Origin of the sequence: Microbacterium schleiferi, assembly GCF_015565955.1 — a bacterium.
GTDB classification, from domain to species: Bacteria; Actinomycetota; Actinomycetes; order Actinomycetales; family Microbacteriaceae; genus Microbacterium; species Microbacterium schleiferi_A.
Genome location: NZ_CP064760.1, coordinates 143493 through 158222, shown reverse-complemented (window position 1 = coordinate 158222; position 14730 = coordinate 143493). Strand labels below are relative to the sequence as shown.

Here is a 14730-nt window from a genome sequence, read left to right as displayed (position 1 = left end):
CGTCGACCGTGATCCCGGCATCCGTGACCGATGACCCCTACGCCGGGGTGCCCCGCACCTCCGCGGTGCGCTTCCTGTACGCGATGAACCCGCTCGCGAAGATGGCAGCGATCCTTCCCGCGGTCGTGCTGCTCGTGTTCGTCCGCGACCTCGCGACACCGATCGCCTTCCTCGCGCTGGCCTACCTCGTTCTGATCGTCGGCGTGAGCCTCAGCATCCGCGCGGTAGCCGTGCTCCTGCTCGCGGTGCCCGGCGCGATCCTCGTGCTGGGGTTCGGGTTTTCGCTGTGGACCGATGCCGCACTCGTCGCCAATACGCACCCCGTGCTGCAGATCGGCGCGTGGACGCTCTACAGCGGGGCGCTGCAGATCGGGTTCGCGACGGGCCTGCGGCTCGGGGCGATCCTCGCGCTCTCCCTCATTCCCGGCCTCAGCACGACCGGTCCTGATCTCGTGCGGGCCTGCGTCCAGCAACTGCGCGTGCCGTACCGGATCGGATACACGGCGCTGGCCGCTTTCCGTTTCGTCCCCCGGTTCGGGCACGAACTGGAGATCATCCGCCAGGCTCACCGCGTGCGCGGCGCGCACCGGGGACGAGGGCCGATCGCGAGTCTGCGCCGCTGGGTCAGCTACATCGTCCCGCTGCTAGCCGGCGCCATCCGTCACGCCGAGCGGGTCGCTCTCGCGATGGACTCCCGCGCCTTCGGCGCCTACCCCGACCGGACCGAACGCCACCTCGTGCCGTTCCGCGCCCGCGACGTCGTGTTCATGGTCCTGTTCTGGGTTGTGTCCGCGGCGCTGTTGGCCCTCTTCTTCCCCTGGGCTCCGCCGGTCTAGTCTCTGCGGCGCACGCCGGCGGATGCCGCGAACGACGGATGCCGCGACCCGCGCCTCCTCAGAGGGCGGTGTCGCGGCATCCGTATGTGCGGCGTGTGACTAGCGCTTGCCGGCGAGGTCTCGTCCGACGATCTCGCGCATGATCTCGTTCGTGCCGCCGTAGATGCGGTGGACGCGAGCGTCGAGGAACGCGCGGGCGATCGGGTACTCGGTGATGTAGCCGTAGCCACCGTGCAGCTGCACGCCGAGGTCGAGCACCTCCCACTCCCGCTCCGTCGCCCAGAACTTGTACTTCGCTGCCTCTTCAGCCGAGAGCTTCTTGCCCGCGTAGGCCCGCATAACGCGATCGGTATATGCCCAGAGCGCTTCGACACTCGCGGACATGTCGGCGAGCCGGAACCGGGTGTTCTGGAAGTCGGCGATCCGCTCACCGAAGGCCTCGCGGTCCTTCGTGTACGCGAGCGTCCAGTCCAGCGCCGCCTGAGCTGCCGCCGCGCCGGCGACACCGATCGACATGCGCTCGAGCGGGAGGTTCATCATGAGCTGCACGAAGCCCATGCCCTCGCGACCGCTGATGAGGTTCTCTTCCGGAACGAAGACGTCGCTGAACGAGAGCTCTGCGGTGTCGTGGCCGTGGAAGCCCATCTTGTGCAGCTTCTTGCCGTGGTCGAACCCGTCCATGCCGTTCTCGATGAGCAGCAGACTGAAGGCATCCGGCCGGTTGCCCTCACCGGTCTTGACGAACGTGACGACGAGGTCGGCGGTCTTGCCGCTGGAGATGAACGTCTTGGCGCCGTTGACGATGTAGCCGCCGTCGACCTTCTTCGCGGTCGTCTTGATGCCGCGCAGGTCGCTGCCGGCGCCGGGCTCGGTCATCGCGAGAGCGCCGATCACCTCACCAGTCGCCATGCCGGGAAGCCACTTCTCTTTCTGCTCCTGCGTCCCCATGTGCACGAGGTAGGGCACCGCGAGGTCATCCTGGATGCCGAACGCACCGGCCAGCGACCCCGACCCGGCCGAGATGACTTCTTCCATCACGATGGCGCGGAAGCGGTAATCCTGCAGCATCCCCGCACCACCGAACTCCTCGGGCACCGAGAGACCGATGAGGCCGGACTCGCCGGCAGCCTTCATCGTGTCGCGATCGATCTCGCCCTCGGCATCCCACCGGGCGATGGCCTCGTTCGTGACGTAACGCTTGACGAACTCCTTGACGACGTCGCGGAACGCCTCGTGGTCCTCGTCGTAGATGTCGCGCTCCATGTGAGCCCTTCCTTCCACATCGATGGCGCGGGCCTGCCAGAATCAGCGGCTAGGCCCCGTCGCCGACGCGATTCTATGCCCCGGCCCTGGACAGATTCCGATCCGACTGTGGGATTGCGGCTCACGGTTGGCGGTACTGGGTCCCGCGTTTGTGGAATGCCTCCAGCTTCGGCTTCTCGTTCGACCAGTCTCGTATGCGTGTTGACACGTCGTCGTATTTTTGTTCGACTATCCGCATGCGATGGAACGGGCAGGCGATCGGCGCGGGCGATACCAATGCGCTGCCCGGGATGGAACACCTCGGTGGCTTCGTGCGGTCGGTGACAACACCCGAGTTCGCGGGCATGACCTTCCACGAGGTCGTCGCCAAAAGCGCCCTGAACCACGTGCCCGGCGGTTCAGCGATGCCCTTCGACTGGACCGTGAACCCCTACCGCGGATGCAGTCATGCCTGCAGCTATTGTTTCGCTCGCGGCACGCACGAGTACCTCGAGCTGGATGCCGGACGCGACTTCGACGCGCAGATCATCGTGAAGGTCAACGTCACCGAGGTGCTCCGCGCAGAGCTCGCGAGGCCCTCGTGGACCGGCGATCCCGTCATGCTCGGCACGAACACCGACCCGTATCAGCGGGCCGAGGGCCGCTACCGCCTCATGCCCGGCATCATTCAAGCACTCACCGATGCGGGAACGCCGTTCTCGATCCTCACGAAGGGAACCCTGCTGCGCCGAGACCTTCCGCTGCTGGCGGAGGCGTCCCGGGAGGTCGACGTGTCGCTGGCGATGTCGATCGCTGTCTTCGATGACGCGCTGCAGAGCACGCTCGAACCCGGGACACCCTCCGCCGCGGCACGGCTCGAGACAGTACGGGCGGCGACGGATGCTGGATTCCGCGTCACCGTCTTCCTGATGCCGATCCTCCCCCACCTGACCGACTCGATCGCGACGCTCGATGACGCCCTCGCGCGCATCCGCGCAGCAGGCGCACACCGGGTGGTGTTCGGCGCCCTGCATCTGCGGCCCGGGGCGAAGCAATGGTTCCTGCGGTGGCTCGAGCGGGAGCATCCGGATCTCGTCGGGGCGTATCGCGGGCTCTACCCGGGCGCCGCCGCGTATGCACCAAAGCCGTATCGGCAGTGGCTCGCCAAACGCGTCCGGCCGCTGCTGCGGGTGCACGGCCTGACCGGACATGCCGAAGAAGAGGCGCCACCCCGCGAGCCGGTTCCCGGCCTCGCCGCGCGCCGAGCCGCGGCATCCGTCATCACGACCTCACGTGGCCGCCGGGCGGATGCCGCCGCCATGCTCTTCTGAGCCGCGCCGCCTTCCCCGCACGGACGGAGGAGAAATCCCCCAGGTAGGACGATCCGGTCGGGATTAGTCCTACCTCGGAGATAGTGCCTACCTCGGGGAGGTACGGGGAGGGTGACGGCGGCAGGTGTAGCGCAACCCGCGCACCCCCGAGCTGTCGCCCACATCCCGCACGGACGGAGGAGACATCCCGCAGGTAGGCCGATCCCGCGGTGATTCGTTCTACCTCGGCGATAACGCCTACCTCCGGGAGATGCCTCCGGAGGGTACGGACGGGTACCGGCGGCAGGTGGAGCGCAACGCTCGCGCACTGGTGTTGTCACCCACGCCCCGCGCTGACGTAGGAGAAATCTCCGAGGGAGGACGATCCGGTGGGGATTCGTCCTACCTCGGAGATATTGCCTACCTCCGTGAGGTGGCAGGGAGGTGCCGGAGGCGGCAGGGAGGTGCCGGAGCGGGGCTCAGGCGTCGACGAGCTCCTGAGGAGCGTCGACGTCCGCGAGCTGGCGGCCAGCGATCTCCTCCAGCACATCGTCACCGATGCGGGCATCCTCGAAGGGGGCTTCGATCTCGGCGCGATCGAGCATCTCGGTCATCCGACGGCGGCGCTGACGGGTGATGAGCGTCACGACGCGACCTGCGCGACCCGCGCGACCGGTGCGACCCGAGCGGTGCAGGTACGTCTTGTACTCATCGGGCGCGTCAGCCTGGACCACCAGATCGATGTCGTCGACGTGGATGCCGCGCGCTGCCACATCCGTCGCGACGAGCACGCGAACTCGGCCCGAGGTCAGCTTCTCGAGGTTGCGCGAGCGCTTGGCCTGGTTGAGGTCACCGTGTAGCGCAAGCGACGGAATTCCGGCGTCATCGAACTGCTCGGCGAGCATCTCGGCGTAAGCGCGGGTGCGCGCGAACACGAGGGTCTTGCCGTCGCGGTCGACGAGTGAGGTGAGGATCTCGGCCTTGTCGCGGTGGTCGATCACCAGAACGCGGTGCTCGATGGTGCTCGAGTCCTGGTCCTCGCCGGCAACCTCGTAGACGGCAGGCTCGACGAGGAACTCGTCCACGAGCGCAGCGACCTCGCGGTCGAGCGTCGCGGAGAAGAGCAGCTTCTGGCTTCCCTCGGCCGTCAGGCGCAGAATGCGCTGAACCGGCTCGAGGAATCCGAGCTCACACATGTGGTCGGCCTCGTCGAGAACCGCGATGCGCACCTCGGAGAGATCAAGCTTGCCCTGTTCGACGAGGTCCTCGATCCGTCCCGGCGTCCCGACGATGATGTCGACGCCCTTCTTGAGCGCGCCGACCTGACGGGCCTGGGGCACGCCGCCGTAGATCTGCGTCGTGAACAGGCCGACGCTCCGGGCGATCGGCTGGATCGTCCGGTCGATCTGCAACGCGAGTTCGCGGGTCGGTGCCAGCACGAGTGCCTTGGGTGCGCGGCCGAATTCGCGACGGCTCCCCGCCTGCGAGCGCAGGATGCTCTCGACCAGCGGAGCACCGAACGCGATCGTCTTGCCCGAGCCCGTACGACCGCGCGCCAGGACGTCGCGACCCTCCAGGATCGGAGTGACTGTCGCGGCCTGAATGGGGAACGGCGTAGCAGCCCCCAGATCGGCGAGCACGCGAACGATGTTCTCGCCGAGGCCCAGGTCGCCGAAGCTCACGCCCTCGACGGCATCCGCCTGAACGGCGTCAGCCTGCAAGCGCTCGTGGACGACGTCGACACGCTGCTCGTGGGCAGCGGTGCGCGTCGGCGCGTTCCAGTCCGATCGGCTGGGCGCGCCATCCCGACGCGGGCGGTCATCCCGGCGCGGCCGGTCCTCGTAGCGGGAGCGGTCATCCCGGCGGGGACGATCGGAGAAGCCGCGATCGTCACGACGCTCGCCGTAGCCACCACGACCGGTGCGCGGACGGTCATCACGGGCGGGGCGGTCGTCACGGGCAGGCCGGTCATCGCGAGCCGGGCGGCTGTCGTAGCGCGGGCGGTCATCACGGGCCGGACGACTGTCGTAGCGCGGGCGGTCATCGCGGGCAGGACGGTCATCCCGACGAGGACGGTCACTGTAGCGGGGACGGTCATCACGGGCCGGACGGTCGTTGCGCGCGGGACGGTCATCCCGACGCGAACCACCCTCATAACGAGGCCGGTCATCACGAGAAGGACGACCCTCGTAGCGGGGACGGTCGCCGTAGGGCGCACGCCCGTCACGAGCCGGACGGTCGTCACGGCGGGGTCCGCTCTCATAGCGAGGACGGTCGCCACGCGCGGGCCGATCCTCATACCGGGGACGATCGCCGCGGGCCGGACGATCCTCGTAGCGGGGGCGGTCATCACGGGCCGGACGATCTTCCCACCGACGACGGTCGTCACCGGCGGGACGCTCGGTGCGGGCCGAACGACCCTCGTAGCGGGGACGGTCATCCCGCGGGCGGTCATCGCGGCGCGGGCGGTCATCGCGCGAGTGGGAACGGATGGCGCGGGCCTCGTCGCGACCCGCGCGCTCCTGCGCCGTCCAGCGACGCTTGGGCTCGCCACCGGACTCAGCGGTCTCGGGACGGTAGCCGCGGTGGCTCGGGCTCTTGCTCCCGGGCTTTCCCGCGGAGGAGGCGCCAGGACGACGCTTGCGATCCTGGAACGAGGTCTTCTCGCCGTAGCGCGGTTCGAAGTTCTTGGCTGCGCGGCCGCCGGCCGGCTTCTTGCTCTTGGGCATGGTGATCTTCCTGGGTTCTCTCGCACGAGAACAGCAGTCGAGACGCGCTCGACAGGCCCGGACTCTCTTGGCCGGGGGCCATTCATGTGATGGTCATGTGCGCCGATCGGCACTCACCATCGGCCCCAAGGACTCACAAACCCACTCGCCATACATGGCAATGTCCAGAGCCGACCGAACAAGCGTACAGGTTCACCCTGGGAAAGCCCCGCACCCAGGCACCGACCACGCGCCCGGGCGAGCAAACGGATGCCGCATCCGCGCTCTAGCATGGGCACGACGCCCGCCGAGGAGGACCCATGACCGACACCCGCCACGACCCCACCGGAGAGCAGTTCCACCTCGCGAGCGCTGATGGCCGGATCACTGCCCACCTCACGCAGGTGGGTGCGACGATCCGCGGGCTGACGGTCGATGGGGTCGACCTCATCGCACCGTACCCGCAGGGGATGCCCGCACCCGCGGCATCCGGGACCGTACTGGTGCCGTGGCCGAACCGCGTGCGCGCCGGAAAGTGGAGCCACAATGGCACGACCTACCAGCTGTGGCTCACCGACCCGTCCGTCGGCGGCGCTTCCCACGGTCTGCTGCGCTTCATGCCGTACACCGTCGCCGAGCAGACCGCTGACCGGCTCACGCTCGCCGCGACGGTCTTCCCGCAGAGCGGCTACCCGTTCCAGCTGGACACAACAGTCACCTACGCGCTGACCGCGGATGGCATCGAGGTGACCCACGTCATCGAGAACGTCGGTACGGATGCGGCACCCGCCGCCCTCGGCACCCACCCGTACTTCACGATCGGAGACGTTCCGACCGCCGACCTCGTGCTGACCTCACCGGGCGCCAAGATGCTCGTGCTCGATGACGCCCTCATCCCCGTGGGCGAAGTTCCGGTGGATGCGGCATCCGACCTGCGCGCCGGCGCCCGCCTCGGTGATGTCTCGCTGAACACCTGCTACACCGACATCGCCCGGGATGCCGACGGACTGCTGCGCCACCACCTCCGCGCGCCGGACGGCCGCACCGTCACGCTCTGGCAGGGCCCCGACCTCGACTACGTGCAGGTGTATACGACCGACCGGTACCCGGGCCGCGGACTGGCTGTCGCGATCGAGCCGATGAGCGCCGTGCCGGATGCCCTCAACTCCGGTCGCGGTCTGCGCTGGCTGGCGCCGGGCGAGACCTGGACCGTGAGCTGGGGCATCTCCTACTCGGGCTGACGACCGTTCTCGTCGCCGTCCGACGTGTCGGTTTCGGCATCGCCGGCCGGGGCGTCGCTCGGCTCAGCGTCGCTCGGCTCGGCGCCATCGGCTGATTCGCTCGCGCCGGCCTCGGCATCCGTGTGCGCGGTCTCGTCACCGCCAGCGTCTCCGGAGGACGCATCGCCGGCCTCAACGGACTCGGATGCTTCGGCCTCAGCATTCGAGGGGTCGTCGGCTTCCGGCTCGGCGGTGCCCGGCTCGACGCTGTCAGCACCGTTCGCGTCCGGCTCAGCAGCCTCAGGCTCGGTCGCGTCCGCCTCCGTCGGTTCGGCGTCGGTGTCGGCTGACTCGGATGCCTCGGCCTCAGCGCCCGTGGGCTCGGCAGACTGGTCGGCTTCCCCGTCGACCGCAGGCTCGTCGGACTCCACCTCGTCGGCGGATGCCGGGGACTGGACAGGGATCTGACCGGTCCGCAGTGCCGTCTCCCGCTCGCGCAGTTCACGGCGCGTCAGCGGCACATCCTCACCACTTCCGGAGGCAGCACCGACACCCGCGGCACCGACGCCCGCGAGCACGAGTGCGCCCTCGGCATCCGTCTGTCCCGGGCGCGCACCGCGCTTGGCCTGTCGCCGCTCCTTGGCACCCTCGACAAGGTTGTAGAGCGTCGGCAAGACCAGGAGCGTCAGCACGGTCGAGGAGATGAGTCCGCCGATCACGACGATCGCGAGAGGCTGCGAGATGAACCCGCCCGTGCCGGTGATCCCGAGCCCCATCGGCGTGAGCGCGAGGATCGTCGCAAGCGCGGTCATGAGGATCGGACGAAGACGCCGGGTCCCACCCGCCATCGTCGCATCGTGCGCGCTGAGGCCCTTCTCGCGGTACTGGTTGACGAGGTCCACGAGAACGATCGCGTTGGTGACGACGATGCCGATGAGCATCAGCACACCGATGAGCGAGGCGACACCCAGCGGAATGCCGGTGACGACCTGCAGCAGGATCGCGCCGGTTGCCGCGAACGGCACCGAGATCAGCAGCAGGAGCGGCTGACGCAGCGACTTGAACGTGGCGACCATGACGACGTAGACGATGAGGATCGCCGCCAGCAGCGCAAGCCCGAGCTGGCTGAACGCGTCAGCCTGGTCGGTGGCGACACCGCCGAGCTCCGCGCGGGCAGCCGAGGGCAGGTCCGCCGTGTCGAGCGCGTCGGTGACGGATGCCGTCGCCTGCGCCAGGTTGTCGGTGGCGGGTGTGACCGTGACCGTCGCGGTCCGCGTGCCGCCTTCGGTGGTGATCGAGGTCGGCCCCTGGGCCTCCTCGACAACGGCGACATCCGACAGCGGCACCGGACCCTGGGCCGTGAACACCTGCAGGTTGCGCAGCTCATCGATCGTCGTGGGCGGGTCGTTTGAGGCCAGGTACACCGTCAGCGACGTATCGTCGACCTCGACGCTGCCGATGTTCTGGGGCTGCATCGTGCTGGACACGATCGCGCCCACGGCAACCTCCGACAGGCCGAGCGAGGCTGCCTTGTCGGTGTCGACCCGCACCGAGATGAAGGGCAAGGATGCCGACAGGTTGCTCGTGACCTGGCTGATGTCGTCGAGGTCGCTGAGGCTCGCGACCACGGCATCCGTGGCCTCTTGCAGCGTCGAGGCGTCGGGAGCTGTGACGTCGACCTCGATGTCGGTCGAGCCGAACCCGCCGTTGCCGCCCGCGACCGTGATCTCTCCGGCATCCGGAATCGCCTCGACGGTGTCTTGCACCTCTTGGCGAAGCGCGACCTGATCGACGCCTTCCTGCGTCGTGATGGAGTACGTGATTCCACTGCCGCCACCGGTGAACGCGTCTCGCAGGGCGTTGCCGCTGGAGCCGATCGACACCTGCACGGTCTCGATCCCGTCGATGCCCATGAGGGCTTGTTCGACAGGTTCGGCGGCCGCGGCTTCGGCCTCGAGGCTCGGCGCCGGCCCGATGTCCTGCGTCATGGTGAAGGTGTTCTGCCCGGAGTCGCCGAGGAAGTTCGTCTTCATGAACGGAGCGACGGCGACGGTGCCGACGAGCACGAGAACGGCAAGGCCGAGCGTCACCCACGAGTGCCGCAGGGTCCAGCGCAGGATCGGGGTGTAGCCGCGCTGGAGCCGGTCCAGGGGCGCGGCCGGGTTCTCGGGATCGATCTCGCGGCCGGCCTCGTCGAGCAGCGGCTTGCCGGGCTTGAGGAACCAATAGGCCAGCACGGGCACGATCGTGAGCGCGACCAGCAGCGAGGCAAGCAGCGCGATCGAGACGGTGAGCGCGAACGGACGGAACAGCTCTCCGGTCACGTCCCCGACGAACGCGATCGGCAAGAAGACGGCGACGGTCGTGATGGTCGACGATGTGATCGCCGATCCCACTTCCTTCACGGCGCGCACGATCGAGGTCATCTTGTCGGCCTTGCCGACGTAGTGGCGCCTGATGTTCTCGATCACGACGATCGAGTCATCCACGACGCGCCCGATCGAGATCGTGATCGCGCCGAGCGTCAGGATATTCAGCGAGTACCCGAATGCCTGCAACCCGATGAAGGTGATGAGCACGCTCGTCGGGATCGAGATCGCCGTCACAAGCGTCGCGCGCACCGAGAGCAGGAAGAGCAGGATGACGAGGACGGCGAAGAGCAGTCCGAAGCCGCCTTCGACGGCGAGGGTCTCGATCGACTGCTCGATGTAGGGGGCCTGGTCGAACACGACGGTGAGGGTGACGCCGTCCAACTGCTGCTCGAGCTCAGGCAGGATGTCGACCACGCCGTGCGAGACATCCACGGTGTTGGCCGCCGGAAGCTTGGTGATCGCGATCGTCACGGCCGGTTCGCCGTTGACGCGAGAGATCGTCGTGACGGGGTCTTGACCCTGCTCGACGGTCGCGACATCGGCGATCGTCACCGTGCCGGCCTGGAACTGTTCGGCATCGGTCGGAACGAGCGGGAGCGCCGCCACGGCGTCGACGGAGGTGATCTTCGAGCCGGTCTGAACCGTCAGGGTCTGCTCGTTCTCGGTGATCTGGCCACCCGGGAACAGGACGCCGTTCTGATCGAGAGCGTCGCGGATCGCCTGCTGCGAGTACCCCGTCTCGGCCAGGGCCGCCGGATCGGGGGTGATCGTGATCCGCTGCCCTGTACCACCGACGATCTGCGCGGCGTTGACGCCGTCGACATCCTCGAGTTCGGGGATCGCCGTGGATTCGAGGGACGCCTGGATGGTCTGTTCATCGTCGAACCCGGTGACGGCGATCTGGATGACGGGGAAGTCGTCGATGCTCGCCGAGAGCACGTTGGGCTCGACGTTCTCGGGCAGCTGGGACGAGATCCGGTTGATCGCCTGCGTGATCTTCTGCTCGGCGGTGCCGAGGTCGGTGCCGTACGTGAACGAGGCCTGCACGATGGACGCGTTGGTCGTGCTCGTTGCGGTCGTCGACTCGAGACCGGGCACGGCCTGGATAGCCGTCTCGATCGGCGTTGACACGTCGTTCGCGACGACTTCAGGCGACGCTCCCGGGTAGGTCGTCACGACGATGAGGGCAGGGAACTCGATCGACGGGATCAGTTCCTGCTTCAGGTTCGTGAGCGCGAGGCTGCCGAACAGCGCTGCGACGATCGTGACCAGCGCGATGAGGGCGCGGTTTTTGAGGCTCAGAACGGCGAGTTTCGACACGGGGGCCTTTGCTGTGTTCGGTGCGATCGGGACGCGACGATACGTGGGCGTATCGTCCCCATCTTCGCACGGTGATTCCGGGGGATATCCCGAAATGTCCCGATCAGCTCGGCACTGCCGTCAGCGCCGAGCCGAGCATGAGCCCGACGGCGGCGGCGGCGAGGGCGAGCAGGAGCGTCCCCGCAGCGTTGAGGATCGCCATCCGTCCGCGCTTCTCTTCGGCCAGCAAGATGGTCGTGACGGAGACGGCACTGAAGGTCGTGAATCCGCCGAGGAGCCCCCCGCCGAGCACGAGCTGCAGGTCGGCACCGGCGGCGGAGCCGGTCAGGATGCCGAGAGCGAACGACCCGAGGATGTTGACGACGAACACTCCCCACGGCGGCCGCCACCATCGCGAGATGGCGACATCGGCGCTGTAGCGCAGCGCGGCGCCGACACCACCGGCGAGCGCTCCGAGGGCGAGCAACAGCGGGCTCATGCTGACTGTCCGCGCGCTGATGAGGGCCGGGGCGGGCGATCCAGAGTCCGGCGGCGGCGGCGGCGAGTCCGACGAGCACGATGACCACAGCCAGCGGCATCAGGGAGGGATCCACGGCGAGCACGGCGAAGCTCGAGTAGGTCGTGAAACCACCCATGACACCGACGCCCCAGAAGGTGCGCATCCTCGCGGCTCGGGCGGGGTCGGTCTGGCTCTCGGCACGCCCCGTCACCACCCCGAGTACGAACGAGCCGACGATGTTGATGAGCGGAATCGACAGCCACTGCACCGAGGGGTCCTCGATGAGCAAGACGGCCAGGCGCGCGGCCGTGCCGACAGCACCGCCGGCGAACACGAGGCCGAGATGGGCCCATGAGAACCGGGTTCTGGTCGCCATCCGCTCAGGCTAACGCCACCCGCGCCCGCGTCCGCCGCCATACCGGGTTCGCTGCCCGGAAACAACCCCGTTGTGACGCCGCCGCGAAGGTGCGAACGTCACGACGTGGCGAGCGCAGCCCACACTGTTGCGCACGCTCGCGGACGTCCAACGAAAGGGGCCCCATGAACATCGCACTCCTCCTGATCATCGTGATAGCCGTTGTCCTGGCTATCGTCGGCGGCCTCAACACTGCCTTGAACTGGCTGCTGTGGGTCGCCCTCATCGTCGGCGTGATTGCCCTCATCGCCTTCCTCTTCAGGGTCATCAGCGGCAGCCGTAGCTGACCGCACCACCGACACGGATGCCGCGTTCCTCGGGGAGGGACGCGGCATCCGTTCGTTGTCGCGAGGTTCGCGGCTAGAGCCGTGACTGGGCGTAGACCGTGAGCGCGTCGCGCACGAACTCCGCTCCACCCGATCCGCCGTCGGCGGTCGCGTAGTTCGCCGCGAATCGGGGATCGGCCACGTACATCTCCGCGAGCCCCAGCACATACGGCTTGAGCGCATCGCCACCCTCGTGCGCGGGGTGCCGGGAATGGCGCGCAGCCATGCCACGTGGCGTTCTGCCAGGGCTTGCGCCTCGGCTGAGCCCGGCTGGATGCCGGCGTGCGCGGCGGCGGCCCAGTCCCTGGCGAGTGCGGAACTCTCGGTCTTCCAGGCCGCCTGCTGACCCGCGTCGAGCGAGCGCCACCACGAGTCGGATCGCGCGTACGCGTCGGCTCCCCAGCGCTGCTCGACCTCGTCCTTGTAGACGGTGTGGTCGAATCCGTCGAACATGTTCTCAGTCATCGTCGATTCACCTCCCTTCCATGCGTTGATGGTGGATTCCACCGCGGCGATCTGCCGGGCGAGTCTGGCCTGCTCGGAACGAAGCCAGCCGATGTGGGTGCGCAACGCCGCCACGGTGTCCTGCTGCGCGTCGAGCACATCGGCGATATCGGTGAGTCCGAGCCCGAGGTCCCGCAACAGCAGGATCCGCTGCAGCCGCACGAGCGCGTCGGCTCCGTAGTACCGGTACCCGTTCGCGCCGGTCCGCGTCGGGTGCAGGATGCCGATCGCGTCGTAGTGCCGCAGCGTGCGCGTGGTCACGCCAGAGCGCTGCGCGACCTCGTGAATGCTCCATTCCGTCATGGCATCCACGCTAGAAGTTGACGTTGCGTCACTGTCAAGACGTCGGATCACTCACGCTTGCACAACGCGATATAACGCGTTATTCTCAAATCGCGCTATATCGCGTCTCTGAGGCATAGCGCGATCTGAGACTTCGGAACGGAGCGGACCATGACCCTGGAAAAGTGGCTCATTCACCCGGGAGAGACGCGCGTCATCGACCTCGATGATGTGCGGACTCTCAAGATCGGCCTCGTCGGCGGTCAAGTCGACGTCATCGCGCACGACGAACCGGGCGTGCGTATCGAGGTCTACGGCGTCACCGTCAAGGACCTGCGCATCGAGGCGACAGGCGACGCCGTCGAGATCGACCACCCGCAACTGCGCTGGGACAACTTCCTCGAGGCCTTCCGCAACTTCGGTTCCGGCGGCCCGAAGGCAGAAGTCAGCGTGGCAGTTCCCCGCTCCGTTGCGCTCAACCTCGGTGTCGTCAATGCGAGCGCGCTCGTGTCGGGCCTCGAGGCTGACACCCGCCTCAACACCGTGTCGGGCGACATCATCGTCGACGGCCTCACCGGTGACGTGACGGTCAATGCCGTATCGGGTGATGTTCAGATCCGTGACCTGACCGGAACCCTGTCGGCCAACAGCGTCTCGGGAGAGGTCGCCGCGACAGGGAGCATCCGCAAGGCGTCCATCGACACCGTGTCGGGCGACATGCTGGTCGACACGACAGGCAACGCCCACGCGATCAGCCTCAACACCGTCAGCGGCGGCGCGACGATCCGCCTGGACGAGGGGCTTCCTGCGAACTTCGTCGTGCGAAGCGTGAGCGGCCGGGTTCAGATCGATGGCGTCACCCGATCTGGCAGCGGCGTGACCAACTACAGCGGCTCGACCGGTGAGCTCAGCGGCTCGTTCGTCGACGTGCGCACGAACTCCGTTGCCGGCCGGCTCACGGTGTTGCGCCGGTCCCCCGCCACGGCGTCCGCGGACACCGCCAGCGAGGCGGAGGACCTCTGATGGCCCCCGTCTTCTCTCACGGCGACCTGCGCCTGTACCTGCTCTCCCTCCTCGACGAGGGACCGCGGCACGGCTACGACATCATGCAGGCTCTGTCGGATCGCACCGGCGGCACCTACACCCCCAGCGCCGGCACCGTCTATCCGCGGCTCGCGAAGCTCGAGGAGGAGGGCCTGGTGACCAAGTCGGTCGACGGACGCAAGACGATCTACGAGATCACGGAGGCCGGCCGCGCCGAGGTCGCCTCCCGCGCTGGCGACCTCAAGAACATCGAGGAGGGCCTCGCCGACTCGGTGCGCCTGATCGCTGACGAGGTGCGAGGATCGGTGCGCGAGGCGATGAAGAGCCTGCGCGCAGACCTTGCCGCTGCGACCCGCGCGGAGCGGGAGGATCGCAACCAGCAGGTTCGGGATGTCACCGACGACCTGCGCTCCCTCTCACGGGAGCAGCTGCATCGGGCCGAGGTCGCAATCAGCGAGTTCCGCGCCCAGGTGCGGACAGATCTCCGCACGCACGTGGCCAAGGGCGGCACGCTCACGGCATCCGTCGTCGACGAACTGGCTACCGGCCTGGACGAGGTGAGCCGCACCATCACGCGGACCCTCCGCAACTGAGGAGAGCTGCGGCTGAGGCGAGCGGCGGCCGAGGCGAGCGACGACCGACCCGGCGGACC

Annotated in this window: 10 protein-coding genes and 2 pseudogenes; 6 read left to right on the top strand and 6 right to left on the bottom strand. The window is 68.0% G+C overall.

Annotated features, from left to right (window positions below):
• Nucleotides 1-11 precede the first annotated feature (11 nt).
• Nucleotides 12-836, top strand: coding sequence for an energy-coupling factor transporter transmembrane component T (locus tag IT882_RS00765; RefSeq protein ID WP_229382423.1), 825 nt, complete (start codon nt 12-14; stop codon nt 834-836).
• A gap of 99 nt (nt 837-935) precedes the next feature.
• On the opposite strand, the gene IT882_RS00760 is transcribed toward IT882_RS00765, so the two are convergent.
• Nucleotides 936-2099: an acyl-CoA dehydrogenase family protein gene (locus IT882_RS00760; RefSeq protein ID WP_195692760.1), complete on the bottom strand. Its 1164-nt coding sequence runs from the start codon at nt 2097-2099 to the stop codon at nt 936-938.
• 236 nt (nt 2100-2335) lie between these two features.
• On the opposite strand from IT882_RS00760, the gene IT882_RS00755 reads away from it, so the two are divergent.
• The gene (locus tag IT882_RS00755) at nt 2336-3409 is read left to right on the top strand and encodes an Rv2578c family radical SAM protein (RefSeq protein WP_195692759.1); all 1074 of its coding nucleotides are present in this window, start codon (nt 2336-2338) and stop codon (nt 3407-3409) included.
• Between the two features lie 458 nt (nt 3410-3867).
• On the opposite strand, the gene IT882_RS00750 is transcribed toward IT882_RS00755, so the two are convergent.
• Complete coding sequence (locus tag IT882_RS00750) at nt 3868-6117, bottom strand: DEAD/DEAH box helicase (RefSeq protein ID WP_195692758.1); 2250 nt, start codon at nt 6115-6117, stop codon at nt 3868-3870.
• Nucleotides 6118-6416: 299 nt separating this feature from the next.
• On the opposite strand from IT882_RS00750, the gene IT882_RS00745 reads away from it, so the two are divergent.
• Nucleotides 6417-7337 carry an aldose 1-epimerase family protein gene (locus tag IT882_RS00745; protein ID WP_195692757.1) on the top strand — a complete coding sequence of 307 codons (921 nt, stop codon included), beginning with the start codon at nt 6417-6419 and terminating at the stop codon, nt 7335-7337.
• Here the strand turns inward: IT882_RS00745 and IT882_RS00740 are convergent.
• The 3 genes and pseudogenes from IT882_RS00740 to IT882_RS00730 all read right to left on the bottom strand — a co-directional run.
• Nucleotides 7325-11008 carry an efflux RND transporter permease subunit gene (locus IT882_RS00740; protein ID WP_195692756.1) on the bottom strand — a complete coding sequence of 1228 codons (3684 nt, stop codon included), beginning with the start codon at nt 11006-11008 and terminating at the stop codon, nt 7325-7327. The two genes, IT882_RS00745 and IT882_RS00740, sit on opposite strands and share 13 nt — an antisense overlap.
• Before the next feature lie 103 nt (nt 11009-11111).
• A complete protein-coding gene (locus IT882_RS00735) occupies nt 11112-11486 on the bottom strand; it encodes a fluoride efflux transporter FluC (protein ID WP_195692755.1) in 375 nt (124 codons plus the stop codon).
• Between the two features lie 106 nt (nt 11487-11592).
• Nucleotides 11593-11883: pseudogene (locus IT882_RS00730) on the bottom strand (fluoride efflux transporter FluC); the annotation flags it as partial.
• A 164-nt stretch (nt 11884-12047) separates the two neighbouring features.
• Here IT882_RS00730 and IT882_RS17225 point away from each other — a divergent pair.
• A complete protein-coding gene (locus IT882_RS17225) occupies nt 12048-12209 on the top strand; it encodes a hypothetical protein (protein WP_195692754.1) in 162 nt (53 codons plus the stop codon).
• Nucleotides 12210-12282: 73 nt separating this feature from the next.
• Here IT882_RS17225 and IT882_RS00720 read toward each other — a convergent pair.
• Nucleotides 12283-13055, bottom strand: a pseudogene (locus IT882_RS00720) (MerR family transcriptional regulator).
• Nucleotides 13056-13205: 150 nt separating this feature from the next.
• Between IT882_RS00720 and IT882_RS00715 the strand changes: the two are divergent.
• Together IT882_RS00715 and IT882_RS00710 are read left to right on the top strand one after the other, a co-directional pair.
• The gene (locus IT882_RS00715; protein WP_195692753.1) at nt 13206-14057 is read left to right on the top strand and encodes a DUF4097 family beta strand repeat-containing protein; all 852 of its coding nucleotides are present in this window, start codon (nt 13206-13208) and stop codon (nt 14055-14057) included.
• Nucleotides 14057-14671: a PadR family transcriptional regulator gene (locus IT882_RS00710; protein ID WP_195692752.1), complete on the top strand. Its 615-nt coding sequence runs from the start codon at nt 14057-14059 to the stop codon at nt 14669-14671. The genes IT882_RS00715 and IT882_RS00710 overlap by 1 nt, the downstream gene beginning before the upstream one ends.
• The last annotated feature ends 59 nt before the right edge of the window (nt 14672-14730 follow it).